This is a genomic window from Paenibacillus sp. FSL H8-0280 (genome assembly GCF_045040665.1).
Classification (GTDB): domain Bacteria; phylum Bacillota; class Bacilli; order Paenibacillales; family Paenibacillaceae; genus Paenibacillus; species Paenibacillus xylanexedens_A.
In genome coordinates, this window is record NZ_CP150296.1 from 2,675,789 (window position 1) to 2,702,714 (window position 26,926).

Annotated in this window: 25 protein-coding genes; 22 read left to right on the forward strand and 3 right to left on the reverse strand. The window is 46.8% G+C overall.

Annotated features, from left to right (window positions below; genetic code table 11):
- Positions 1-39 precede the first annotated feature (39 nt).
- Positions 40-2,289 carry an FAD-dependent oxidoreductase gene (locus MHI12_RS12150; RefSeq protein WP_405172480.1) on the reverse strand — a complete coding sequence of 750 codons (2,250 nt, stop codon included), beginning with the start codon at positions 2,287-2,289 and terminating at the stop codon, positions 40-42.
- 146 nt (positions 2,290-2,435) lie between these two features.
- Here MHI12_RS12150 and MHI12_RS12155 point away from each other — a divergent pair, with 146 nt between their 5' ends.
- The 15 genes from MHI12_RS12155 to MHI12_RS12225 all read left to right on the forward strand — a co-directional run bounded on the left by MHI12_RS12155 (position 2,436) and on the right by MHI12_RS12225 (position 19,194).
- Positions 2,436-3,200, forward strand: a complete 765-nt coding sequence (locus MHI12_RS12155; RefSeq protein WP_405172481.1) for a helix-turn-helix domain-containing protein — start codon at positions 2,436-2,438, stop codon at positions 3,198-3,200.
- A 362-nt stretch (positions 3,201-3,562) separates the two neighbouring features.
- A complete protein-coding gene (locus MHI12_RS12160; protein ID WP_405172482.1) occupies positions 3,563-5,896 on the forward strand; it encodes an endo-1,4-beta-xylanase in 2,334 nt (777 codons plus the stop codon).
- A gap of 198 nt (positions 5,897-6,094) precedes the next feature.
- Positions 6,095-7,915: a sensor histidine kinase gene (locus tag MHI12_RS12165; protein ID WP_405172483.1), complete on the forward strand. Its 1,821-nt coding sequence runs from the start codon at positions 6,095-6,097 to the stop codon at positions 7,913-7,915.
- A gap of 23 nt (positions 7,916-7,938) precedes the next feature.
- Positions 7,939-8,790, forward strand: a complete 852-nt coding sequence (locus MHI12_RS12170; RefSeq protein WP_405172484.1) for a helix-turn-helix domain-containing protein — start codon at positions 7,939-7,941, stop codon at positions 8,788-8,790.
- A 168-nt stretch (positions 8,791-8,958) separates the two neighbouring features.
- The gene (locus MHI12_RS12175; protein ID WP_341007038.1) at positions 8,959-10,275 is read left to right on the forward strand and encodes an ABC transporter substrate-binding protein; all 1,317 of its coding nucleotides are present in this window, start codon (positions 8,959-8,961) and stop codon (positions 10,273-10,275) included.
- Between the two features lie 208 nt (positions 10,276-10,483).
- Positions 10,484-11,365 carry a carbohydrate ABC transporter permease gene (locus tag MHI12_RS12180; RefSeq protein WP_036670532.1) on the forward strand — a complete coding sequence of 294 codons (882 nt, stop codon included), beginning with the start codon at positions 10,484-10,486 and terminating at the stop codon, positions 11,363-11,365.
- A gap of 82 nt (positions 11,366-11,447) precedes the next feature.
- The gene (locus tag MHI12_RS12185; RefSeq protein WP_405172977.1) at positions 11,448-12,278 is read left to right on the forward strand and encodes a carbohydrate ABC transporter permease; all 831 of its coding nucleotides are present in this window, start codon (positions 11,448-11,450) and stop codon (positions 12,276-12,278) included.
- 128 nt (positions 12,279-12,406) lie between these two features.
- The gene (locus MHI12_RS12190; protein ID WP_405172485.1) at positions 12,407-12,883 is read left to right on the forward strand and encodes a GyrI-like domain-containing protein; all 477 of its coding nucleotides are present in this window, start codon (positions 12,407-12,409) and stop codon (positions 12,881-12,883) included.
- 49 nt (positions 12,884-12,932) lie between these two features.
- Positions 12,933-13,409: a hypothetical protein gene (locus tag MHI12_RS12195; protein WP_405172486.1), complete on the forward strand. Its 477-nt coding sequence runs from the start codon at positions 12,933-12,935 to the stop codon at positions 13,407-13,409.
- A 140-nt stretch (positions 13,410-13,549) separates the two neighbouring features.
- Positions 13,550-14,098 (forward strand): glutathione peroxidase, encoded by a 549-nt coding sequence (locus MHI12_RS12200; protein ID WP_076216217.1) that lies wholly within the window; start codon positions 13,550-13,552, stop codon positions 14,096-14,098.
- 65 nt (positions 14,099-14,163) lie between these two features.
- Positions 14,164-15,027 carry an AraC family transcriptional regulator gene (locus tag MHI12_RS12205; protein ID WP_036609035.1) on the forward strand — a complete coding sequence of 288 codons (864 nt, stop codon included), beginning with the start codon at positions 14,164-14,166 and terminating at the stop codon, positions 15,025-15,027.
- A gap of 136 nt (positions 15,028-15,163) precedes the next feature.
- Positions 15,164-15,418 (forward strand): hypothetical protein, encoded by a 255-nt coding sequence (locus MHI12_RS12210; protein WP_211081408.1) that lies wholly within the window; start codon positions 15,164-15,166, stop codon positions 15,416-15,418.
- A 147-nt stretch (positions 15,419-15,565) separates the two neighbouring features.
- On the forward strand, positions 15,566-16,165 hold the full coding sequence (locus tag MHI12_RS12215; RefSeq protein WP_036670536.1) for a nitroreductase family protein: 600 nt from the start codon (positions 15,566-15,568) through the stop codon (positions 16,163-16,165).
- 94 nt (positions 16,166-16,259) lie between these two features.
- Positions 16,260-17,891 carry an S-layer homology domain-containing protein gene (locus tag MHI12_RS12220; RefSeq protein WP_405172487.1) on the forward strand — a complete coding sequence of 544 codons (1,632 nt, stop codon included), beginning with the start codon at positions 16,260-16,262 and terminating at the stop codon, positions 17,889-17,891.
- A 385-nt stretch (positions 17,892-18,276) separates the two neighbouring features.
- On the forward strand, positions 18,277-19,194 hold the full coding sequence (locus tag MHI12_RS12225; RefSeq protein ID WP_405172488.1) for an NAD(P)/FAD-dependent oxidoreductase: 918 nt from the start codon (positions 18,277-18,279) through the stop codon (positions 19,192-19,194).
- 122 nt (positions 19,195-19,316) lie between these two features.
- Here the strand turns inward: MHI12_RS12225 and MHI12_RS12230 are convergent, their stop codons facing one another.
- The gene (locus tag MHI12_RS12230; RefSeq protein ID WP_405172489.1) at positions 19,317-19,526 is read right to left on the reverse strand and encodes a hypothetical protein; all 210 of its coding nucleotides are present in this window, start codon (positions 19,524-19,526) and stop codon (positions 19,317-19,319) included.
- A gap of 253 nt (positions 19,527-19,779) precedes the next feature.
- Between MHI12_RS12230 and MHI12_RS12235 the strand changes: the two genes are divergently transcribed.
- The 5 genes from MHI12_RS12235 to MHI12_RS12255 all read left to right on the forward strand — a co-directional run bounded on the left by MHI12_RS12235 (position 19,780) and on the right by MHI12_RS12255 (position 23,507).
- A complete protein-coding gene (locus MHI12_RS12235; protein ID WP_091031537.1) occupies positions 19,780-20,133 on the forward strand; it encodes a DUF3243 domain-containing protein in 354 nt (117 codons plus the stop codon).
- 656 nt (positions 20,134-20,789) lie between these two features.
- On the forward strand, positions 20,790-21,356 hold the full coding sequence (locus MHI12_RS12240) for a hypothetical protein (RefSeq protein ID WP_036609022.1): 567 nt from the start codon (positions 20,790-20,792) through the stop codon (positions 21,354-21,356).
- Positions 21,357-21,512: 156 nt separating this feature from the next.
- Positions 21,513-22,370 (forward strand): heme o synthase, encoded by an 858-nt coding sequence (gene cyoE / locus MHI12_RS12245; RefSeq protein WP_405172490.1) that lies wholly within the window; start codon positions 21,513-21,515, stop codon positions 22,368-22,370.
- 426 nt (positions 22,371-22,796) lie between these two features.
- Entirely contained in the window at positions 22,797-23,279 is a 483-nt protein-coding gene (locus MHI12_RS12250) for a tetratricopeptide repeat protein (protein ID WP_405172491.1), read from the forward strand.
- Between the two features lie 30 nt (positions 23,280-23,309).
- The gene (locus MHI12_RS12255) at positions 23,310-23,507 is read left to right on the forward strand and encodes a hypothetical protein (protein WP_405172492.1); all 198 of its coding nucleotides are present in this window, start codon (positions 23,310-23,312) and stop codon (positions 23,505-23,507) included.
- Positions 23,508-23,549: 42 nt separating this feature from the next.
- On the opposite strand, the gene MHI12_RS12260 is transcribed toward MHI12_RS12255, so the two are convergent.
- Positions 23,550-24,425, reverse strand: coding sequence for a LysR family transcriptional regulator (locus MHI12_RS12260; protein WP_405172493.1), 876 nt, complete (start codon positions 24,423-24,425; stop codon positions 23,550-23,552).
- A 165-nt stretch (positions 24,426-24,590) separates the two neighbouring features.
- Here MHI12_RS12260 and MHI12_RS12265 point away from each other — a divergent pair, with 165 nt between their 5' ends.
- A complete protein-coding gene (locus MHI12_RS12265; protein ID WP_405172494.1) occupies positions 24,591-25,538 on the forward strand; it encodes a DMT family transporter in 948 nt (315 codons plus the stop codon).
- 187 nt (positions 25,539-25,725) lie between these two features.
- Positions 25,726-26,757 (forward strand): LacI family DNA-binding transcriptional regulator, encoded by a 1,032-nt coding sequence (locus MHI12_RS12270; RefSeq protein WP_405172495.1) that lies wholly within the window; start codon positions 25,726-25,728, stop codon positions 26,755-26,757.
- Positions 26,758-26,926 lie beyond the last annotated feature (169 nt).

The window sequence follows — 26,926 nt, forward strand, 5'->3', positions numbered from 1 at the left end:
TGGATAGGGGATACAGTTTCCTGTATCCTCCTTTTTGTTTTAGTAAGCTCGAATCTCAATTAATTCGGCATATCTACTGCCATTTGTGGCATCAATTATGATTCTCAGAGCCTGAGCTGACACAGGGACATCCAGGGAATGAATAACTTTTCTTTTGTGATTTTCTTGCACACTTGCGACTTGTGTCCATTTTCCAGCCGGAGTCAGTACTTCCACGCGATAATCACGCACCAACTCAGGCATCACACGGAATGTTGTGTGATGGTGATGTAAATTAACCAGATCCTCGTTCACATCATCATTAAACGTCAAGTGCAATTCAGCCAAGGTTTGTGGCTCTTCCCATGTCAGTTGTACCCATTCTGGATTGCCAGACTGCATCGGCTGCGACATCCACTGTTGCGGCCCACCGTAAGGGCGATGGTAACCGTTGATTGTGTTGTCCGCTGAATAGGCCGTGGTCTCAGAGAGGGTACGACAGCAGAAGGGCTGACGCGCCAACCCCTGCATGGACCATAATACGACAGGCTGATCCGTGGCATGATCTTCCAGATTTTTGGACACGTGGTTTTCTTCTGTTTTGAAGAAGATCAGCACCCCGCTGTGTGCTTCTGTCGAATGGTAGAGTGAGACGGCTTTATTGGAGCGGATGATTATAAAAGCATTCTGCGGTTCTTCCGGTCGCCATTCGAGCGGCAGCTTCACCCACTGCGCATTTCCTGTTGTAACGTTAACAGTCGCCGTAACTTGTAACGAATGCGGGACGTAGTTCTCCTTACGCCCCGTATCCCACAGCTCTACCGTCAGCGCGGTATCGCTGGATGCATCCAGCAGCAGCTCCAGACCGCTGAGCACTGGATGCACAGGCAGCAGCAGGGCAACATCCGTACCCAGGGGGTACGTCTCGCCAGGCTGCTCAAGGGCGATGCCCGTCAGCGTGCTGGAGGCTGTAGCCTTGGCACGCCGGGCAAGATCCAGCTCATCGTGGCTGCGCACCCCGATGATGGAAGCGTCCTGCCGCAGCAACGTCTGCTGCAGGACCGCCAGATGCCTCGCGTGCAGCTCGCGCGGCGACACCCCCATGGACGCGCAGAGCGCCGCGCCCGTACCCGCGGCTTCGCCGATGACCGCGCATGTTGCCATGACGCGCGTTGTGCCGAAGGCTACATGTGATGCACTGATGTCGCGCCCGGCCATGAGCATATTCCGCACATTTGCGGAATACAGCGAGCGGAACGGCACGTGATATACGCCATCGGCATGCATATGCTTCGAGCCGCTCGCTTCGGCGTACATGCCCTGCGGGGGATGCAGGTCAATGGACCAGCCGCCAAAGGCAACGGCATCCGGGAATTCCCGCTGGCTGATTATATCGTTCTGGGTGAGCACATAGTCACCCGTGAAGCGGCGGTACTCCCTTTTGCCAGGCAGAGAACCAATCCATTCCAGCGTCATATTGTCGGCTTCGAACTTGCCGGAATTCTTGATATAGTCCCAGATCCCGTAGATCACGGACCACAGTTCATCACGGATCAGCTCATTGTCATGAACGGTGTCATGTTCACCGCCCCATTCAATCCACCAGTAATGACAACCGGAATCTCCGCTGCGAATGACCCGGCGAATCGGAATGCTGGTCTGTGTAATATCCTTGGCAAAAGAAGGGGGGATATAACGGACAGGCGCACCAGCATCCTTGGTATAAAAGAGAAGTGTACTGCCCAGCGTGATCTGATCAGCCACCTCTGGTGCCCACTCTTCGCCATATTCGCTGCGGGCTTCCCGGCCGAGTGCAAACTTGGCTCCAGCCAGAAAGCCGACCAATCCATCGCCCGTACAGTCCAGATAGATCTGACTTTCGAATCGGATTTTGCGCTCAGAACCCATCATCCATCCGGTAACGGAGGTGATCATGCGTTCATCTCCATCCCCAGTGGCCTCGACTTCATGCACATCCGTATTTAAATACAAGGTGATATTCGATTCGGCTCGAACGGCTTCCAGAATGATCAAGTCCCAGAGATAAGGATTGCCCTCTGGATTACGATACTGATTCTCTACAAATAGTTCCCCCATAATACCCGTTTCCCGGGCATAACGGTTAATCCCGTGGGCGGTGGCACCGCACACCCAGACCCGAACCTCGCTGCTGGAATTGCCGCCAAGCACGGGGCGGTTCTGCACCAGCGCCACCTGCTGCCCAATGCGGGCAGCGGCTATCGCGGCGCATACACCAGCAAGTCCTCCGCCGATGACGGTGATGTCGTATTGTACATGCTCTTGTTTCATATCTGAGACCTCCTTAACTGAAGTTAGATCCACCTTGACTCCAACTACATATCTATAATTTCATCTTAGATTTATATATTCACTTTTTAAATGCACTATACTATCATCAAACATATACTTTATTTCACAGAAAGGGTGGTCAAGTCATGGAGCTGCTTAACCACATCTACTGGAAGCAAAAAGGGGAATTTGCTCTTACGGAAGATATCTATACGACTTGGGTGGCTTTTGCCGTCGAAGAGGGAATATTCCATTATGAGATTGGGGGTCAGATCGGAGAAGCGAGTTTTGGCGATCTGGTGCTGTGCCCCCCGGCGGTTCCTTTTCGGCGGACAGTCATTACCCCGCTGACATTTCACTATTTACAGTTTAGCAGTAGCCTGGAGGAGGAGGAGCTTCTGCCACCAGCCGGAAAATCGCTGATTAATGACACGAAGCGGTTAGCCTCGACGTACGCTTATTTACGCCAGGACAGTGAGGAGAATAAGGGGGAAGTTGCCCGTTGGAAGACACATTTTATGATGGATTTGTGGCAGTTGTATCAGGTGGAACGCAGACAGAATCGCTTAAAGGAGCGGAGATTTACCGAAGACGCACGAATGGCTGAAGCGGCAGCGCTGCTGGAGGAGCGGGCGGAAGAGGAGATCAGCCTTCAGGAATTGGCACAGCGACTGGCTTTGAGTCCGGTGCAGTTGACAAGGCGTTTCCGGGAAGCTTTTCAGGAGACGCCATCAGGCTATCTCAAACGGGTCCGTCTGAAAAAAGCGCAGAACCTCTTGGCTGACAGCAGCCTGACCCTTAACCAAATTGCCGAGCGATGCGGATATGAGAACGGTTTTTATCTGAGTAGAGTGTTCTCCAAAACGTTGGGCATAAGTCCATCTGAGTATCGCAGGAGACACAGGGTGTAGGCTGAAAGAAGTAAGCAGAAAGCTTTGAAGACTACTTTAAAGACAACTTTTGAAGCCAGCGGAGCACCAGGTATACACCTTCGTTACGGGTTGTAAGATTATGGAGGAGCTGGTATGAATGAGTGCAGAAGCAACGGATACTGCATTTCTAACCGAAATTAGAGGGGGAAGTACATTTCAGTTGTAGATTATACACAATTTATACTATAATTTACCATATGGAGTCCTTATCCGAACGTATGCCCCCCGTATCCGTTTGAATGAGGACTCTGATTTTATAACTAAAACCAAGGAGGTGGATATGGCCTTAGCCTTTGGAATAAGGAATTCATCCTAATATTCGATAAAGGAGAATGGAAGCGATGAGAAAAATGATATTTTTGAAAGCGCTTAAATTTGTTTTGATGATAACGTTGTTAGTTCCTTTGTATTGGGCGGCTCCATCTGTCCATGCGGCAGAAGGGGAAAATACCTTGATTCTGAGTCATGATTTTGAAGATGGGACGGTCCAGAGCTGGAGCGGACGCGGTGAAGTAGAAACGCTTCATGCAAGCGCCGTTGCAGCGCGTACCGGAGATTATGGACTGGAAGTGAGCGGGCGTGCTATGACATGGCATGGGCCAGCGTTGGATGTGACAGAACTTTTGGAGGTGGGACAGACGTATGTGTTCACTGGCTGGGTGAAGCTTCCGGCGGGAGCGTCCAGCACAAACCTTAATATGTCTTTACAGCGTACCCTGCCAGATACAACACATTATGAAAATTTAACATTCGGTACCGCATCCGCAGGCGAATGGACCAAGCTTACTGCACAGTTTAAAATGCTGGAACCAGCGAATCAGTTATCGGTTTATTTTGAAGTGCCAGACCGTGCCACAGCTTCTTTTTATATGGATGATTTCCGATTGGAGAAGCTGCCAGATCTCGGACCCATTGTGATCGAAGAAGACATTCCTTCCCTACAGGATGCTTTTGCGGGCAAGTTTCGAATTGGGACGGCCTTCACGAACAATGAACTGCTGACCGAACCGGACAAGCAGCTGCTTACGAAGCATTTTGATAGTCTGACACCAGGCAATGTTCTGAAATGGGACAGTACCGAGCCGCAAGAGGGTATGTATAATTTCAGCGGGTCGGATGCCGCAGTCGCTTTTGCAGCAGCGAACGGACAAGAGATACGCGGGCATACCCTCGTTTGGCATACACAAACTCCGGATTGGGTATTCCACGATGCCAACGGCAATCTGGTGAGCAAAACGGTGCTGTATGAACGGATGCAGCAGCATATTGAGACGGTAATGGAGCGTTATCAAGGCCAGATCTACGCTTGGGACGTTGTGAATGAAGTCATTGATGCCTCCGAGCCGGATGGCCTGCGGCGCAGTCTGTGGTACCAGATTGCCGGGGAAGAATATATTGAGAAAGCATTTGAATTCGCCCATGCAGCCGACCCGGATGCCAAGTTGTTTATTAATGACTACAATACCCATGAGCCGGCCAAAAGCCAGGCCCTCTACAATCTGATCACTCGCCTTCAAGCCAAGGATGTGCCTATTGACGGAGTCGGCCATCAAACACACATCAGCCTCTTTTATCCAACCCTTTCAGAAATTGAGAGTTCCATTGTCAAATTTAAGGCGCTGGGCCTCGAAACACATATTACTGAGCTTGATGTAAGTGTGTATTCCAATGATTCGCAATCTTATGATATCTTCCCGGAAGAACTGAAGACACAGCAGGCGGCGCTGTACAAGTCCCTGTTCCAGATCTTCCTGAGGCATACGGACACAGTCAAAAATGTTACCTTGTGGGGCAAGGATGATGCCAATACCTGGCTACGAACCTTCCCGGTCGCCCGCAACAACTGGCCGCTGCTTTTCGACGAGCGACTCCAGTCCAAGCCAGCCTATTGGTCCGTATTAGAGACGGTCCAGGTCGAGGCAGTACCAGCCGCTCCGCAGAATCTGACCGCCACTGCGGTTAGCGACAACAGCATCAATCTAAGCTGGAGTGCATCTGCAAGTGCGACCTCCTATACGGTAAACAGGTCGCTGACAGCAGCCGGACCGTATACATCTGTGGCCGCTGTATCGGGAACAAGCTATAAGGATATGGCGGTATCTGCTGGAACCACCTACTACTATGTGGTGAATGCGGTTAACAGCGTTGGGAAGAGTGTGAACTCCGTTCAAGCTTCCGCAAAGGTCCAGGGTGGAGGGCCGCCAGAGCCTGCTGGCAATCTGACTCTAGCCTATCGTGCAGGGGATACAAATCTGCTCGATAACCAAATGAAACCGCAGTTTGTCATTCACAACAACGGTACCTCCACAGTTAGCCTGAATGAACTGACAATTCGTTACTGGTATACAGTGGACGGGGAGAAACAACAATCCTTTTTCTGTGATTATGCACAGCTTGGAGGCAGTCAGATCAGCGGCAGCATAGTGAAACTGCCTGCACCTGTTCCTGGAGCGGACCATTATCTGGAACTGAAGTTCGGTACCGGAGCAGGCGTGATCCCGGTCGGAGGAACCTCTGGGGAGATACATACCCGGTTGCACAAAGCAGACTGGTCCAATTACAGCGAAGGGGATGATTATTCCTTTAACCCGCTGCAGACCTCTTTTGCCGATTGGACCAAGGTAACTCTTTACCGGAACGGCGAGCTTGTCTGGGGAGTGGAGCCTATATCCTAATTTGCTAAGTCGTTATACCCAGCCTAGCCGGAGATCCCAGATCTCCGGTTTTTTTAATGCAATAGAACAAATCTGTGTATCTCTATCCCTTCCCTGGCAACTGGTATCACATATCCATGCGAATGAGCCCGGCCCCGGCCGAAGCGGGGGAACTGATGGTATAATGATCTCAATAATTGCAGGGGGAGCGCTGAGGGGATGACAAAGCCCGACTGGAAGACCTTTTTGCCGCATAAGCTCAGGTATCGGCTGTTTGGTGCGTTTGTGGTGTTGATTCTGCTGCCATTCAGCGTACTTAATGTCTACAACTATGGACAGATCGAATCTCTGGTTGAGCAAAAAATCAGCGAACAGAGCCACGAGCAACTGGTGCAGATGTATGGTTCTCTGGAGGACCAGATGAGTATTGCATTCAAAACCCTGATTTTTCTGGAACAGGATTCAGCCGTAAGAAACGTCCTGACTTCTCCAGACAATCGTTCTCCGCTTGAGAACAAGTCGTTGGTGGAAGAGAAGTTCAAGATGATCAACAACAGCTTTTTTCTATATAATCCTTCCGTGTACTTCACACTGTTAGATTTTCATGATAACGTTTACACTTCGTATTTGCCCAAAAAAGCTCTGGCCTATGGCCCTTATCGGGAACAATTTCGCAAGCATCTTGGAGAAATGACCTTCATCAAGGGCAACACTGATTCAAACTCGTTTCCATCAGAAGAGTTGCTCTACCGCTGGGATGCCCGGGATACCAACCATGTCCTGCGGGAGCTATCCTCCAGCCCGTATCTGTTGTCCCTCTATGCGTATATGAAGGACAGTGGCGGCAAAAGGTACGGAATGGCACGGATCAGCATCGATTATTCGTACTGGTTTCAGTCTATGCTGAAGGATTCGCAGAGCAATCAGGAGTATTTCCTGATTACTGGCAATGGGGAAACGATTGCCCGCTCGTCCGAAAAAGCGGTACTTTCCCCAGACGTGACCCGGGAAATTGCACTTCATCCGGCAGAGGCCTATCTGACGGATAATGATTCAGATACGCTGATTAACTACGTATACATCGAGTCACTGGACTGGTACATGGTAAATCGTATTCCACTAGCTGTGTTGTTTACGGAGATATCGGGGCTTAAGCAGCGCTATTTTTTAACGTTTTTTGGCTTCACAGCAGCATTTGTACTGATGGCCTTTATGATCTCGGCGACATTCACTCGGCCTTTATCACATCTGCAGAACCAGATGAAGGAGGTTGTACGCAAAAACCTCAAGGTCCGTATCCCTGAAGGCCGCAGCCGCGGAGAAGTGCTGGAACTGACCCGTACGTTCAATACCATGCTGGATGATGCGAATCAGATGATCGCCAGACTCAAGGCGGAAGAACGCCAGAAGGAAGCGGTACATTTTCATATGCTCCTCGCCCAGATGAATCCGCACTTTCTCCTGAATACATTGAATACAATGAAATGGAGTGCGATCCGCAGCGGGAATGAAGAAATCTCCGAGATGTGTGTTTCCTTGGGCAAATTACTGGAGGTCAGCCTGAATTCACAGGTCGAATTGGTATACCTGAAGGATGAGATTGAGTTGGTTCAAGCCTACCTTCATATTCAGCGGATTCGTTACCGCGATAGCTTTGAGGTGACTTGTGAATTTGACGATAAACTGGAATATGCGCTCGTGCCCAAACTGAGCTTGCAGCCACTGGTGGAGAATGCCATTCACCACGGTGTCGGGCCACTGGAGCAGCTTGGTCAGATCCGCATCGGAATTTACAGGCAAGACACAGGAAAGCTGATGCTGGAGGTGGCAGACAACGGAATTGGAATGGAGGAATCCCGGCGTCAGCAGATGACCCGCACACGTCCGGGGATTGGTCTGTCTAACCTTAAGGAACGATTGCGATTATTGTTCAAAGGCCAAAGTGAACTTGAAGTGATTGATAATCAACCAGGGACATTAGTGAGGTTCAGCATTCCTTTTTTATTGTCGACGCCTTACTTACAGAAGCGGTCAGACTAGAGGACTGGAGAGGGGAATCTGGAATGTGGAAGGTATTACTTGTGGAAGATGAAGTATTTGTACGTGAGTCGGTACGAGAGATTATTTCCTGGGAAGAGCTGGGTTTCACGGTCATCGGAGAATCCGGTAACGGGACCGAAGCGCTGGCGATGATTATACAGGATACACCGGATCTGGTACTGACCGATATTGTCATGCCAGGTATGGATGGTCTGGAATTACTCAAACAGACCCGTCAGGCCGGGTTAAAAACCAAATTTGTCATGCTCACCTGTATGGGGGAGTTCGAATATGTACGCCGTGCAATGGAATACGGGGCTTCCAATTATATTTTGAAACTGTCCATGAGTGTGAATTCACTGCGTGATACACTCCGTAAAGTAAGTGCAGAACTGGGAGCTTCAACTGAAGCCCGGACAGAGACAGATCATCATGAAGTGCCACCTTCCACACCGGTTCTCACATCAACGCCTGATTTGCCTAATTCTCTCACGGTCTCTTCTGCGCCCCCGTCTGATACGGATCTTCCATTTACACCTGTTCGTGAGCCGATTGTGAAACATCCGGAGATTAACAAAATAATTCAATACATCGGACAGCATTACGACCAGGACATCACCGTCAAATCCATGTCACGATATGTGATGATGGGTGAGAATTATGTGAGTGCTTTGTTCAAAAAGAAAACCGGCCATACCCTGATTCACTACCTGCATGGGGTACGGATGGAGAAAGCGGCTGAATACTTGCGCGAGACGGATCTTCCTGTACAGGAGATTGGTTACCGGGTAGGGTTCGGAAGTGATAATTATTTCATTAAAATATTCAAGCGTTGGACCGGTTGCACGCCCAGCCAGTATCGCCATCGTTCGTGACTCACAGGATGAGTAGAAGGAATATGTGTACCGAGTGCTCAGGCAAGCACAAGTAAATCCGTATTTTTGTTCAATCCGAATCATGGATATGTATCTTATGAACCCAGCAAGGTCCCTGCTACGATGTAACGGAAGGTACACTTCAATTCAGGGAGGTCATGTGACCAGATGAGAATCAAAAAAGGATTAACCGGGTTAATCGTAGGTGCGCTGATGCTGGGCTTGCTTGCCGGCTGTGTTGGTAAAAATGAAACGAACGGTGGAGATAACGGAGGTGGAGCGGCAGGGGGAAAAGTGAAGCTCACCATGTGGGGCGCGGTGCCGCCCGAGAATGGTCCACAGGAAGTGGTGGATACCTGGAATGCGGAGCATCCTGATATTCAGGTGGAATATGTGCGGTTTGTGAATGACGATGATGGCAACCTGAAGCTGGATACGGCGCTGTCCACCGGGCAGAACGTTGACCTGTACGTCAACTATACGCTTACAAATCTGGATAAACGCATCAAGGGCGGTACAGCACTGGATCTGGGCGAGTTCACCGACTACAACATTGATGAGAAAATGGGTGAAGATGCGGCTTCCTGGAAAGTGGACGGCAAATATTATGGAATGCCAACTAAGAAAAACGCTGCCTTCTTCGCTTTAAATATGAAAGCGCTTGATCAGGCAGGACTGAGTGTACCGAAAGCCTGGACATGGGAAGAAGCCCGTGAATATGCACTCAAACTGAAGACAGCTGGCTTCAAGTACGGATTGGTGCAGCATACCGCTTCCTATGTAGACCCGCTCGATTCCGTTCTGGTGAAGAACGGGTATGTTAAGGCAGACGGTACTTCCAACCTCGATGATCCACTCGTTACCAAATGGCTGGAGACGTTGAACGGAATGATGAAAGAGGATGCAACCACGCCACCACTTGGCGAACAGCTGACTTCCAAAATGCCGGTGGAAAACATGTTCCTTGGCGGTGAGTCTGCCATGATTAATATCGGCGAATGGCTGATCCGCACATCAAACAACATGACCGAGTTCCCTCGGGATTGGAAAATCGCCTTTGCCCCTGTACCAAGACTGGCTGCACAAGAAGCAGATATGGTGAAGAGTGGAGGACTTGGTGACTTTATTGCGATCAATTCCAAGTCGAAAAATAAAGAAGCCGCATGGGAGTTCCTGAAATGGTACGCCGATGGAGGAATGATGCCGATGGCTGCGGGTGGACGTTTGCCTTCCTCCAATGCGGTTGATCAACAGACTGCGATCGATCATCTGCTGGGCGATTATGCCGATTCTTATGATAAAGAGTCTCTGGAATTTGTGTTGTACGGTGACGAGACACCTACGTTTGTCCGCAGCATTGCGCAGGAAGTCGTCGATCTGCGTGCACAGGAGTATGAAAAGTTCTTCCTCGGTAACCAGACTGCCGAAGTTACGGTACAGAACATGGTCAAACGCCATAATGACTGGCTGAAGCAGAATCAATAGATTGCAAAAGCAATGAGTCCAAAGGCCGTCCCAATGGGGCGGTTTTTTCTATATAAGCAATAGAACAATTCCATGTTATTTCTCTCCCGAAAGTCACTGCCGAAATACATATATCTGTGATATCAGGTACAGGGTTATGTTCCTTAAATGTTAGAGGACATCTTGTTATGCTTAATTCCAGAACAGATGTTAAGGAGTGGGGGAGCATATGCATAAATCCTGGATGAAACGGCAGAGCAGACTCGGGTATCTGTTTATTGGGCCCAATATGATTGGCGTGCTGTTGTTTTTTATTATACCGGCTGTCTATTCGTTCTATCTCATGTTCACTGATTACAAATTCATGAGCCCGGAGACGAATTTCGTCGGGCTGGACAATATCCGCCGGATGTTGAATGATGATCTGTTTGGCGTGGCGCTGCGAAATACATTTGTATTTCTGTTAGCGGTTCCGGTATCGATGGGGTTGGCATTTATCGTGGCGGTGGCGCTGAACAAGTCGGTGTATTGGCAAAAAACGCTGCGTGCTCTCTATTTTATGCCCTATATCACCAGCGGCGTTGCCATCGCCTTTGTCTGGATGCTGCTGTTCCAGCCAACGTCGGGACCGATTAATGGCTTCTTGCGCGGAATCGGTATTACGAACCCTCCCGGCTGGTTATCAACAACCGAATGGTCCATGTATGCGATTGATATCATCTGGATCTGGTTCATGCTGGGTTACAACATGATTATTTATCTGGCAGCTTTGCAGGAAATCCCGGAGGAATTGGTTGAGGCAGCACGGATTGATGGAGCCCGTCCTTGGCAGACGATACGCCAAGTGATTTGGCCGCTTGTGAGCCCAACGACCTTTTTGCTGCTGATTACAGGACTGATTATGACGATCAAGAACTTTGGTATCATTCAAGCGATTACACAGGGTGGGCCGGGGAACAGTACAACCGTCCTGTCGCTGTTTATCTATCAGAATGCCTTCCGCTACTACGAGATGGGATACGCTGCTGCCATTAGCTGGGCGCTCTTTGCCATCATCATGATCTTCACTGTATTGCAGTGGCTTGGTCAGAAACGTTGGGTTCACTACTAGGAGAGGAGGGATCGTTATGGAGAAACAAATTTCCGCGAATGCGAAGCCCACAGCCCCACATTCACCTAAAGTTAAAGTCCGCATGGAGTCCTTGACGCAGATTCGGAGAATCATATTGACAATTCTGATGTCCGGGTTTGCCCTGCTGATGATTATGCCGTTTATCTGGATGATCAGCACATCGTTCAAATCTCCTGCGGACGTATTTACCTACCCCATCCAGTGGATACCCTCCAGCCTGAACTGGGAGCATCATATCAAGGTCTGGAGCGGAGTGGATACCTTTGCAACCTATTATCTGAACTCGTTGAAAATATCACTTATTAGCACGATCGGAGCTGTATTTCTCTCGGCGTTTGCAGCCTATGGCTTCGCACGGATTCAATTCAAAGGTCGGGAGACATTGTTCCTAATCTATCTCTCGATGATGATGGTGCCACCGCAGGTACTCTTTGTACCGAAGTTCCTGATGTTTGAATGGGTCGGCATATATAATACGCACTGGGCATTGATCCTGCCTGGAATGTTCACGATTTTTGGCGTGTTTATGCTGCGACAATTCTTCCTGTCGGTGCCTTCAGAGATTTCGGAAGCAGCATTCATCGACGGTGCCGGTCACCTGCGCATATTCTTCAGGCTGATTCTGCCCTTGGCAAAGCCTGCGCTGGCTACCCTGGCGATCATCGATTTCTCCTGGCACTGGAATGATTATGAGAATGCGCTCGTGTTCCTGATCGACAAAGACCTGTACACTGTGCCGCTCGGACTGCAGAACTTTATTCTGGAGAATAATGTGGACTACAACGGTATGATGGCCGCTGCCACGGCAGGCATTATTCCGATGATCATCGTTTTTCTGGTGGGACAGCATTATATTATCCAGGGCGTGGCCGGAAGTGCCGTGAAGGGCTGAAGCTGCTGTCACTGTGATCCCATATAATAACCCTTTTGCTGAACGAAGAGATTTTCGCGGCAGAAGGGTTTTCTGTTGAAAGGGAGAATTAATCCATGATCTGAGTTTATCAATTGGAGGAGATTCTCATGGAAATGAAAGTGATCACATTGCCCGCTTTTTGCGTTGTAGGATATTCAATCGTAGCTACGGTAGAAGAGTTTGAATCAGGTTTGGGCAAGAGCCACTATCATAAGCTTGTTGTGAGAAAAGATGAATTTCAACATTTAAAAAATGACAACGTCATGTTGATGCAGATTTACCCGGTGAACGAGGATTTTAATGCAAAGGTTGATAAGTTCACACATCTAATAGGATATGAAGTAACTAGTTTGGAGAACGTCCCATCAGAGATGATAAGTCTTGACGTCCCTGACAGCCAGTATGTGACGTGTACGCATCGAGGAATTGAGTCAGAGATTGGTAATACATATGATTATATATATGGACAGTGGCTGGGTGAGACGGGACATGAACCCAAAGATTATGATTTTGAAATTTGGGATGAGCGTTATCAACCGGAAAGTTCCAATAATGAGATTGATATATATATAGCATTGCAGTGATTTTATCGGGAGTCATGGGACACATTTTAATTGAAGGAAGAGGATGTTGTTGAAGCTGAGTATAATCATATTTATTGTTTTTATATTGGTTGGTGTTTCTTCGTTCTTTTTAACCTTTTTCCCTAGTTGGATCTTTTTAAATTTGATTGGAGTTATCATGGGAGTATTTACACTCGGTATGGGGTTGTTTCATGGCATGAAGCAAATAGAAAACATCGTAAAACGAATATCTTTCAAGTGCTGTTGCATCATTTTCGGTATTGGCTTGATATTATTATTTGCTCCTAAGACAGTGTCGGGTATCCAGGATATAGGTCCTTATCTCTCTCAAGATTACGAAACAATAACAGGTAAACCGAACTACATAGGATCCATGGGCAAGAAATGGAGAGAACAAACCATCGAAATAAATCAAATGGAATTGATTAACACTCGGGATATCGCCTGGGAAAATCGAGATAAAACGCTGGAAATAAAGTATCTGCCCAGAACCAAATATGTTATGAGTATTAGAACAGTTGAGTAATCGATATATTTTCAAATATCTCTGAGTCTAATCTGAACGATCAATATCTTCTCCGATACAATAGTTCAAACTTCGTATATAATTAACAATGACATATGATGCTGTATGACTACATAACTATCGCGAGGTGCACTAGACTTATGCCAACCATCTACGACTTTACCGTAACCAGAACCAGTGGAGAGCGTTTCCCGCTCTATCAATATGAAGGAAAACCTGTGCTCATCGTAAACACGGCAAGTAAATGTAAATATACGCACCAGTTTGATGACATGCAGAAGCTGTATGACCAGTACAAGGATCAAGGGCTTCAGATTATTGGTTTCCCGTGTAACCAGTTTGCAGAGCAAGAGCCTGGAAGTAGTTCGGAAGCGGAATCGTTTTGTCAGATTAACTATGGTGTGAAATTTCCGATGTTCTCCAAACTGGATGTGAATGGAGAAGCGGCGCACCCGCTCTACGATTTTTTGAAAAGATCAGGGCCTTTTGCTGGCTTTGATGAAACAGATATACAGGCCAAATTATTGAAATTAATGGTGGCTGAGAAGGCACCGGAATGGTTACACGGCGATGCAATCAAATGGAATTTCACGAAATTCCTGATTGATGCAGAGGGTCGTGTGGTCAGACGCTTCGAACCTATCGACTCCATCGACGAGATTCAAGAGAGTATTAAACAGCTTCTATAATTTCACTTTCATATATCCTACAGGGGCATGACACAAATCGTTTCCCTCTTCCGAACAGGAGGTGCATGAATGTGCCAAGCATGATGCAATTTAGTGCTTCACTGGAGTATAGTTACCGATCCACCAGCACGTTTAACCCAGGCAAGTCAGATGGATTCCATTCACATCCACATTATGAGATTTATTATTTTCATGATGGAGAATGTACCTATATCATAGGAGACCGGGTATATAACCTGGAGCCGGGTGATCTGGTGTTAATGCATGGCTTGACCCTTCATCGACCACATCCGAAGCCAGGCAGTGCTTACGAGCGAAGCACACTGCATTTTGATCCGTCTGCAATCCGCAGCAGCCTGCATCCGGACCGTATGGCTGAGGTCCTGAGACCATTTGAAGAACTCAGAAATTGCCGGGTCAATCTGAAGGGAGATAACCGCTCTGAATTCGAAGCTCTATTACATGATCTTCATCGTCTGTCTCAAAGTCAGAGCAATTTCAGGCAAGAGCGAATGAATGTCAGACTGTGTGATCTGTTGTATTTTGTAGCAGAGATCTGCCAGGGTGATGTCCAGGAACAACTTCCCTCATCGGAGAGGGAGCGGCATGTCCAACACATTATTCGTTATGTGGATACCCATTATATGAAGGACATTGGTCTGGATGATCTGGCACTGGAATTACATCTGTCCAAGCCATATCTGGCAGGTATGTTCAAGGAAATGACAGGTTTGACGATATTTAAATACCTGTATGACCGTCGCATCAATCAGGCGAAGCTTTTGTTTCAGTTTCAACCTGAGATCACCGTGACAGAAGCAAGTCGATTGTCCGGTTTCAAACGCCTTTCGCATTTTAGTCGGATGTTCAAACAAAGTGTGGGATGTTCGCCTGATCTGTACCGTACCCAATTGCATCGCCAATCATAGAAGTCGTCTTTGAGCTGACCAGCTTGTATGGTTGGCTTTTTTTGTTGATTTTTGTTTGAGGAATGCATACCACTGTGTTTAGAGGACACGTAGAAAAGGTAAAGAAAGGTAATGAACCCAGAGGAGGCGAATATGAATGAAACAGCGCACACCGGATCAGAATAACAACGATACCCATCAGGAACAATCCCATGACAATCCTGAACAATATAAGACAGAGCACGAAAGTCTGCTTGACCGACATGAAGAAGAACAGACTGTAGATCCAATTCCGATGGAAGATCTGAATATGGAGGCTCAGGAAGAGAAGAATAAAGATCAGACAAAAAGCAACTCGTCTACGGAAGAGAAATACCGGGCGGATTATCGCAAAAAGACGGGCGAAGGATAATTCCAATTGTTGTTTTGGGCAAACTTGTTGAAATATTTTCGGTGAATGTATATTTAGTGAAAATAAATTAGTTTGTTGACTAATGTAGGTTACTATATTATAGTTACTATGTTGGCAATTGAAAAAAAATTTGGGAGGCGAATAAGAATGACAACTTTTTTTGATGCGTTGAAAAACAGAAGATCTTATTATGGAATCAGCAAGGAATCTACAATTTCGGATGCTAAAATCCAGGAAATCGTAGAAGAAGCGGTGAAATATACACCAACTTCCTTTAACTCACAAACTTCCCGTGCCGTTGTATTGCTCGGTGAACAACATGATAAATTGTGGAATCACACAGAAGAAATTTTGCGTGAAGTAGTAGGCAATGAAGAAGCCTTCAAATCCACAGCAGAAAAAATGACTGGATTCCGCAGCGGATATGGTACGGTTCTCTTCTTCGAAGATAACAATGCGATCGCACAGCTTCAACAAAACTTTGCAGCTTATGCAGATAACTTCCCAATCTGGGCTAACCAATCCAACGGTATGTTGCAACTGGTAATCTGGACTGCTCTGGAGCAAGAAGGTCTGGGTGCATCTTTGCAGCACTACAACCCGTTGATTGACGAGAAAGTGAAGCAAGAATGGAACATTCCTGAGAACTGGAGACTGATCGCTCAGATGCCATTTGGTAAACCAACGGCAGCACCGGGTGAGAAAGAATTCCAACCCATTGAAGAGCGCGTAAAAGTACACAAGTAAGCTTCGCATTTCCCAACATTTAACCACATACGGCCTCGCTTCAATTTGATACGATGATAGTTGATCGTAATCCAATGAAGCGAGGCTTTTTGATGTGAATAATAGATTAAAAGACATAACGAACCAACGGATATGGAAAATGGCTTTATGCGGGTTATTAACACTTGGATCGCTGGCTGGATACAGCTCTACCGTCCAGGCCGCAACCGTGCAGCAACAGTTTCAGGATACGCGTACCAGTTATGCCAAGGATGCCATTACACATCTGGTGGCCAAAGGCATTGCTGCCGGTACGTCAGAGACTACGTTTGAACCGAAGAAAGCCGTTACTCGTGCAGAATTTGCGACGTTTGCGGTGAGATTACTAGGTTTGAAGTCCGTTAAAAATAATATTAATCCCTATCAGGATATAAGCATGAATGCTTGGTATTACGGGAACGTTGCCGCCATGACGAATCTTTTTATTTTGGAGGGAAAGGGTCAGGGAACGTTCCAGCCTAATGCTTCCATTACGCGCGAAGAAGCGGCTGCCCTCCTTGTGCGAATGTTGAAACAACAACCCGTAGAGACCTCGCTCTTATCTTCAACGTATTTCGACGCAGCAGATATCTCGGACTGGGCACGTCCTTATGTTCAGACGGTATATCAACTTGGACTAATGCGGGGAAGTGGAGGCGTGTTCCGACCACATGACCAGGTAACGCGAGAAGAAGCAGCCGTAATGCTCGATGCCATTTTACAAAAGAAAACATGGTCTGAGCAGTTACAACGTGGGGATGAACTTGGCGTTCAGCTGGGCTGGCAATATAACTCCACTACAGCTGAATTCAAGAAACAAGTGGAACAATCTGAGGTCAATACGCTCGTCCCACGCTGGTTTTTCCTGAATAGCAGTATGAAAGTAACAGATCACGCGGACCCTGCATTGATCTCTTGGGCATCCGCCACCGACAGGCAGCTATGGCCATTGCTCGGTAATCGTTCGGATTCGGCACTTACCCATCAGATGTTATCCAGTTCGGCCAACCGAGCGGCAGTGATCTCACAGGTAGCCGCTTATGTCAAAACCTATAAACTGGACGGTATTAATGTGGACTTCGAGAATGTTGATCCTGCGGATCGTGAAGGGCTGACGGCATTTGTGACCTCTTTGACGGCTACGTTGCACGCACTCGGTGCTGTAGTGTCCGTGGACGTTTCGCCAGACCTGGGTACTGATTGGACGGATGCATTTGATTATGCCAAACTGGGCGCTGTATCCGATTATATGGTGCTGATGGGATACGAGGAACACTGGAACGGTGATCCGAAAGCAGGATCAGTAGCGTCTCTTCCATGGGTGGAAAAGGCTTTGGATACCATGCTTTCCGAGGTGGTACGTGCCAAAACAATTTTGGCACTTCCGCTGTATACACGGGACTGGTCTTCCCTGAATCCAGCAACCAGCTCTTGGGACATTACATTGGCAGACCAAGGAATGCGTGCGCACGCTACGGGATCTGTAAGACGATGGGATGCAAGTCTGGTTCAATATATTATCGGGTACAACAGTAATGGTATGCCAAGATATATATGGGCAGAGGACAGTCGTTCTTTATCGGCCAAAGTGTTAATGAGTGAGCAACGGCAAATCGCTGGACTGGCTTACTGGTATATGGGCGGCGAAACAGCGGATGTATGGAACGCCATCTCGAATGCTTCGCGATTTGAATCGTATAACTTCTAAATATTCATGAATCTGATAGACTCAAGCGAACCGGGATGTTGCCGGATGGTTTGGGTCTGTTCGTTTTGGTATAAGATAAGCAATATGAGGACGCGTTAAGTTTGGCTGAACGGTTTAATGTATATAAGGACAAAATATATATAGATTGAGCTAAACATTTACACAAACCGGAGAGGACAGAAAGAGCCTGAAGAAGCGAAGTGTTCGCCTAAAAGCTTTCTGAAAGAAAGCTGCATCGAAAGCATACGCTTATCCCCGGATTTACCCTTTGTAAAAGGTATTAAAAAATCTGGGGATAACAGCGATCGGAAGGTTGTTCTGTCATCGGAGTGACCAGTGTAAATATTTGTTAGTTCAATGTATATAGTTCAGGAGGAGAAGGAGCATGCGAGAGGTTGATTGCATAATAGTAGGTGGAGGGCTCGCAGGGCTTCAGGCAGCCATTCAGCTTGGACGTTATTCAGCTCATGAGGTGTTGGTAATTGACGCGGGAGAAGGCAGATCGACGTTGTGCCGGACTTATCATAATATCCTCGGTTTCCCCGATGGGGTATCCGGTGAGGAGCTCAGAGCCCGAGGCAGGATGCAGGCAGAGCGGACTGGTGTATCTTTTGAGAAAGACCGTATCATTAAAGCGGAACGTAAGGGAGAACATATTCAATTATTCGGTACTTCCGGATCTGAATATGGGAGCAAAACCGTGTTATTGGCAACGGGGCTCACGGATAGAGTTCCGGATATTCCGGGTCTAACCCCTACGCTGGGCCGAACGGTGTATGTCTGCCCTGATTGCGATGGTTATGAGATTCAGGATCAACGTACGGTACTATTGGGATCTGGCGAACCAGGTGCCAATATGGCGATGATTTTAATTCAGCGTACGAATGATCTGTTATATATTAATCATGAGCATGCTCCCATATCTGCAGAGCTTCATCGCAGCATGAAAGAGGCGGGAGTTCGTTATCTGGAAGCGGCTGTTCAGGAAGTACAACAGATTGAGGATGGCCATATCACCGGTGTTCTGACCGAAGATGGACAGATTTTTGAGTCTGAGCGTGGGTTTATCGCATTTGGAGGCAATCGAGTGCACTATGAATTGGCGGAGCAGCTTGGAGCTGTAATCGCAGATAATAAACATGTAGAAGCTGATTCACGGACCTTACAGGCAGCGACGAATGTGTGGATAGCCGGGGATCTGGGACTTCACGCAGAACAAGCAACTGTTGCGATGGGTGAAGGTTCCATTGCCGCCATCTGGATTCATAAAGCATTACAGCAGATGACAAAAGATTCACGTTGAATTGCACCTCCAGATATGAGGTTGATTGTTCCATTATTCATTACCAAAAAGTCCTCCCAAGCCATACATGTGGCAGGAGGACTTTTTGAGCTGTCTTTTGCTAGGGAGAAAAGGAATTACGCTTATTTGTCTGATGAATCCGTTGACTTGGAAGAAGACGTCTTGTCCTTCGAGTCATGGGAGAAGTCTTTGCGAATGTTGTCCACGATATCACCAACCACGCCTTCGATCATATCGGTTGGTCCGGGATTATTCTTGTCTGGATGGATAACGGTATTCACTCCTGGTTCAAGCTCATCGTTTGTCTTCTCATGTTTGGTTTTATCACGCATGGGAAATCCCTCCTGGTTCGATATTGTATAAGGTGTAAGGTGTTCATTAACATATCCAAACACCGTTACGTATATGTAAACGATTAACCGTTGTAGTTCTTTTGAAACGTGTACTTGCTCATATATAGAAGATATATACAGAATTAAACGTACTGATTAAACTTCAGCAATACGTTTATATTATAGATAACCAATGAGTATTAAGTTTAGAGTTCAAAACCAATAAACAACTATAATGCAGGAGGTTATTCAAATGAATGAAGAAAATCATGTAATCCATAAAGATGGCCAAGTTTCAACTGACAAGGTGGACAATGCAATCGAGAAGATTGCGCCGGAAGAAAGAGAACAGATTTTACAGAACTTTGATGCGTTCAAAGAATACCTGGGTAAGCGAATTGCCATGGGAGAATCGATTGGACTAAGTGAGGAGCAGATGGCCAAAATTGCCGAGAAAGTTGCTGACCATCTGGCTGCTAACGAAGAACCCCGTAACCGTGAAGAAAAATTGCTTCAGGAGCTGTGGAATGTCGGCAAGGAAGATGAACGTCACATGCTGGCTCATATGCTCGTTCGTTTGGCGCAAAGCTCCACACCTAATCATTAAGATCAGCATGTATGCGTAAGCATAAATACTTTGGGCTGGTCTTCAAACCTGCCAAAAACCTGCCAAAAGCTGGAGCGTAACTCTTGAACATGTCTGGAGCAGGGCATAGAGCAGGGAGCGCTAACGAACCTGTGACGTCTTATTCAGGGGTTTGAAAGTCCCGCAGCAATCTAAGGAATCGGACACACGCTATATTGGTATAAACAGCCGTTGACAGCGTAATTTTAAGAAATTTTGGCAAATAACGTGTCTCATGTTCCTTACAAAATAAAAGAAGCGCCAGAAGGCCAAATAAGACGTCCTCGATTCCTTAGTTGTCTGGACCATTCGTCAGGACTAGGCAGCTTGGACTTCAAGATGTTTGGGACACAGACATCCTTCAACGTATCACTTGCCTGAGTTAAAAGAAGACACACCTTAGTAAATAACCACTGAATGGCGATGCCTTCAGTGGTTATTGCTGTTTACGGAGACTACAGACAGGAGTGATGACGCACATTGTAACTATTTTTAATCTGGCTGATACTTTTATAATCCCTGTTCGAAGTATGATAGGAAAAGAAAGAACGTTGGAATCGATAGTTCACATGAGCGTTTGAGAAGCAAGACTTCCGGTTAAGGAATAGTAACGTTCATATTAAGGAGAGATGTTACCTATGAAGAACGCGACAAAACAATGGAAACTAGGAATGATCGGTGCAGTTGTTGCTTTACTTGGCATGATTGTGCTGACTACATATTTACTTACCCCTGCGAATGCTCAAGGTAGTACGGACGCTCAACAACCTTCTGCGAAAGAAGCTCAAGTTGCAAACTCCGAGATGTTTACAGCCTATGTTGAAGGTATGCATATAGAAGACGGCAAATTGTTTATGACAGTGGACAAGATTGGCTGGTATCAGGGTGAAGAAGCCGATGCGATTTTTGCACAGCGCAATCCGGAAGCTGGTATAGACGGTGCTCCAGATGGTTACTATATTGTCAATGACAGCAAAGAGCAGGAGCAGGTTGAGGTTAGTGCCAATGCTGAAGTGTTGATGCAGTTGTATGATCGGGATGGTACGATGCAGGGCGCAGACATTCAGTGGAATGAACCCGTGACATTATCCAAGTTCGAATCGTTGTATGAGAATACCCGTATTCTTGATCTGTCCGTATTCCCGTATCATCTGACGGTGCAGGACGGAAAAGTTACTAAAATTGTGCAACAATACATCCCATAAAATAAGATGAAATTCATTATTCAAGCATTCCTCCTGTTCATTGAACGGTGAGGGATGCTTTTTGGTTATGACAAATTCATGAAAGCGATTGTAATTAATGGTAGGTACATGTATCATTATTGGAATGGCGTTTTTACATAGTTCAGGAGGAGCCTCATGCTTAAAGACATGATTGCATTAACTAAGCCCGGACTTCTAAGGTTAAATGTGTTTGCGGTGGCGGTAGGATTCTGGGTAGCTTCAAAATGGGATATCAACTGGTTATCTCTGCTCATGGTCGTGATTGGATCAACCTTGGTTATTGCTTCAGCTTGTGTAATCAACAATTATTGGGATCGTGAATTGGACCAAAAGATGGAGCGCACCAAAAAAAGGATGGATTACATTAACCATCTGAAGCCAGGGTTTGTACTTGGCTATGGCATTATCCTTGGTATTGTGGGACTAGCAGTACTGTATCTCCTGGTGAATCCGTTATCAGGCTGGATGGCACTGCTTGGATGGTTCGCTTACATCGTGATTTACACGATGTGGTTGAAACGCAGTTCAACGTGGAGCACGTCGCTGGGTGGAATTGCAGGAGCGATGCCGCCTGTCATCGGTTATACGGCTGTAACGAATGAAATTGATGCAGGTGCCTGGTTGCTATTTGCACTATTATTCTTATGGCAACCACCACACTTCTGGTCATTGGGTATTCGCCGGGTAGAGGAGTATCGTGCTGCCGGTTTTCCGTTGTTGCCAGTGGTTAAAGGGGTGAAACGCACAAAGTTTCAGATGATTCCTTACGTTTTTCTGCTGCTTCCTGCTGTATTTCTGTTGTATTATTACGACTACGTAGGTCTGGTATTTCTGATTGTATCTCTGGTCGGTGGACTGATCTGGTTCGTGCATACACTTAGCGGACTGAAGACACAGGATGATGAGAAATGGGCAAAAGTGAACTTTCTGATCTCGGTGAATTATCTCATGCTCGTATTTATTGTTATGGTCGCGAACACGACATGGTCTTAATTAGACGATGAACAGATCGTTTTCAGAGAGATTTCAGCTTAATCTGTATAAATTGAACTAAACATTTACACAAAACGGAGAGGACAGAAAAAACCTGAAGAAGCGAAAGCGTTCGCCTAAAAGCTTTCTGAAAGAAAGCTGCATCGAAAGCATACGCTTATCCCCGGATTTTCACCTTTGTTAAAATGATTCGAAAAATCCGGGGATAACAGCGATCGGAAGGTTGTTCTGTCATTGAAGGGTCCAGTGGAAATATGCTTTAGTCCATTTTTTATAACAAGCTGCATCGAATGAAAAAGCACACGATGGAATAGCGTTTTGACAACCTTGAGTTGTTACAACATATTCTCTAGGGTGCTTTTTTGGTATAATAAAACAATTGAATCATATAAGTGGAAATTATAATGCAAGATGGGAAGTGACAGCATGAGTGATTTGGAACAGGCCGTACGATGGAGACAAGAAGGCAAGGTACAGGAAGCGATTGAACTTTTGCAAGAGATTACAGTCCAGGAACCCGAGAATGCGAATGTCTGGTACCAACTGGCTTGGGCACATGATTCGCTTGGATTGGAGCGGGAAGCTGTTCCGCATTATGAGAAGGCACTGAGTCTTGGTCTTTCTGGTGAGGACAGAGCAGGGGCGATACTCGGGCTGGGCAGCACATATCGAACGCTTGGACAGTATGAGCAGGCAAAGGTTTGGTTTGAAAAAGGGTTGAAAGAATTCCCGGCGTACCGGGAATTTGAGGTTTTCTATGCCATGGTGCTCTACAATCTGGGTGAACATGCAGAAGCGATGCAAAGACTGCTCGTGCAACTTGCGGACACATCAAGTGACAAGAGAATCAATGACTATAACAGAGCAATCCGTTACTACGCAGATCAGCTCGATCGGGTGTGGGAATAGATCGAATACACAGAAAAGGGAGATGGATGAATGAACTCCAATCAAGATCTGAAACAGGTAAATGAAAGGTTGGATCAAATTGAGCGGAAATTGGATAACCTGGGAGGAAGCCATCAGAACAAACGCTCACCTGCCGTGCGCTTCCTGATTGGTTTTGGCATCACGATTGCGATTATATCTGTACTGCTGCTGACCCTTGGTGTTATCCAATTTGTGAGTATCGGTTAGGAGAAATCGATCTTAACGACAGAGGTAGTGAGTTCTCCAAATTTACATTACCTGGCTGAGCCACTGTTGTACCTCTTCAATGAAACGCCGCGTAGCTGGCGATAGATTGCCCAAAGATGGGCAGGCCATGCCAATCGTACGATAAGGATCTCCAGAGAGTGGCACGAGCGCGAGTGAATCGGTATGATTTTGAAGTACCATTTCCGGCAGCAAACTGATTCCGAGACCATTACGGACCATCGCCATAATGGCTTGATCCTCGGCTACTTCATAGACGACATTGAGCTTGGCCGCATGCTGCCGGATCAGTCGTTCTATCTCGTTATCTCCGCCCCACTTGGGCAGAATAAAGGGTTGCTCCAGCAGAATGTCAAATGAAACAGACTTCTCTGAGGCGAGAGGATGATCCAGTGGCAGGATGCACATCATTCTGTCTTTTTGTAATGGGATCGTCTCAAAAGGTGATGAATCGCCGAGGGATAGAAATCCGAGATCGATGGCGCCTCCAGCCAGCCAGCCCTCAATCTCAGCATAATCGCCCTCCCACAGCTTGATCTCAATTCCTGGATGACGCAGGCGAAATTGTTTCAGGATACCCGGCAACCATTGTGTGGAGACACTTGCGAAGGTACCAATACGCACCGTACCAATCTCCGCGCCGCGAATGAGGGAAATTTCCTGGTTCATGAGTTCCGTCCAGCGCAGAATCTCACGTGTGTATCCCAGAATGCGTTCCCCTTCAGCGGTAACCCGCACACCGGAGCGGTTGCGATGGAGCAGGGAAAAACCACATTCTGTCTCCAGACTGGCGATGGCATGGCTGACTGCGGATTGGGTGATGTTCAACGCTTCTGCCGCTTTGGTGAGACTGCCATATTCCACAACGGTATTTAATATTTCGTATTTGATCAGTGACATGAACGGTTCCGTTCCTTCCCTCATTTAATGTATAAGTTTATTTCATATAATACATTATAAATATTCATTTTTATAATGCAAAGAGATCGTTTATACTTGCCAAGGCGAGTTAGTTTGACGCATGATCACACAGCTCAGAATACATAGAATGAAGGTTGAAGCAAGATGAATGGTGTACATGTTAATCAAGGTCAGGCAACAAGAAGAGCGGACATACAGATGCTGCTCGCAACGGTTATATGGGGATCATCCTATTTGTTTATGAAATCAGGTCTTGAGTCCATGCAAGAATTGAATCTGGTCGCATTTCGTTTTGGAATTGCCTTTATTGCCGCAGGACTTCTTTTTCATCGGCGGTTGTTTAACATGGATCGCAGAACACTTGTGGCAGGAGCGATTATGGGGACAGCTTTATTTGCTGCATTTGTATTCATCACCTATGGTGTGCAACGAACCACGACATCCCAAGCGGGATTCTTGATAAGTTTGGCCGTTATTTTTGTACCGATCCTGACGACCATCCAGCATCGTCGTATGCCGGACAAACGATTGACGCTCAGTATTCTGGTTGCAGTTACCGGGCTTGGCTTGCTGACGCTTCAGCATCAGCTTAGTCTGCACACGGGAGATATTCTCTGCATACTAGCAGCACTTGTGTATGCCATCTATATAATGATTGCTGGCAAGTTCACACCGAAGCATGATCCGTTAACATTAGGGACAGTTCAATTGGGTGTTGCAGCGATGTGGGGAATTGCAGCTACATTTATGCTGGAAACGCCACGTATGCCCGATACGGCTGAATCCTGGGCAGCGATTCTCGGCTTAGGTGTTTTGTGTAGCGGCTTGGGGTATATTCTGCAGACACTCGCGCAGCGTCATGCCTCTCCCACAAGAACAAGTCTGATTTTTTCACTCGAACCACTGTTTGCAGCGGCCTTTGCATTTACCTTTCAAGGGGAATCGCTGACGTTGCAAGGATATGCAGGAGCAGCGCTGATGTTGGTCGGTGTTCTGATCACAGAGATCAAACTTCCACAGCCTATCTTCTTGCGCAGAAAACGCCCGGTTTTACAGTCGGAACTCAGCGATCAGGGAGCACCAGGCGTATAATTAGGGAAAAGGGTTCTTTCGTCATCTTCTATGGAAGGTGGGGAAAGGGCCTTTTTTGGTTATGTCGAATACCTTGTGAAACAGATAATCAACTACCTAACAAAAACAAAATAACATAACCTTGTTTTGTTGATTTTTGTTTTTTATGCTACACTGAATGGAAAATTAGGAAAAACGGGTGAGTAGGATGGCCAAAAGAGTAACAATGCAGCAAATTGCGGATGCTGCGGGGGTGTCCAAATTCGCAGTCTCCCGTGCGCTGACGGGCAAGCCTGGTGTGAGTGAGCATACACGCGAGATGATTGTCAGAACGGCGGGGCAGCTTGGGTATTTCAGAACCGAACCGAAGCGTTATCCTGGCGAGACACAGATATCAGCAGAGATGAAGCCAGAAGCGGAGCGTCAAGGCACGATATTGATTTTGTTTCCCAACATTCGTTCTCAGAATCGATCCTCCTTATACTGGGGTCCTGTGTTTGACGGCATTTCGGAGAGGTTGAATGAGAAGGGAATGGATATTTTAACGCTGACAGAACCCTCTTCAGATCGGATGTTCTCGGTTCTTAATCCGGAAGCAATCAGTGGAGTCATTACCGTGGGCACCATCTCGACATCGGTATTGCTGGAGATTTACAGGCTGCGTATTCCGCTTGTTATGGTGGATCATGAAGACCCTGCGATATACGCAGACTCGGTTTTTACGGACAATATGAAATGTATGAAAGAACTGGTTCTCATGCTCGTTGGAAAAGGGTACAGAAGATTCCAGTTTGCCGGGCAACTGCCCGATGCGGCAAGTTTTAGAGAACGCTGGCTTGGATATCGTACGGTGCTGGAAGAGAAGCAGTTGGAGGCAGAACAGCAAGAAGACTTGCTGGGACCAGAGTATGATCAGATTCGGAGATCCATTGCTGAAATGAAGCTGGAGGACATCCCGGAAGTCTTCGTATGTGCGAATGATCATACGGCTGTCATCGTCCTTCAGGAACTCCGAAGCCGAGGCGTTCAGGTACCTGAACGCTGTGCTGTAACCGGGTTTGACAATACGCAGACGGATGAAACCATTCTTGCTTCAGTGCATATTAACAAAGAGAATCTGGGTACGAGAGCGGTGGATCAGCTGTTGTGGCGGATCAAACATCTGGATGAACCATATGAACGCAAGCTGATCTATTCGGAATTAATTATTCGCGATGAATATAACGCCAGTATACAGTAATGGGATATGAACTTAAGGGTCATTTTAACAATGATCATACGGGTAAATGAAATCAGGTGAAAGACATGGAGAGGTTAGAGCTTCATGTCTTTTTGGTATGCAGAAACCATTTAACAAATTAAATTACAAAACAGATTGACTATAAGAAGCATATCGTGGTAATTTTGTT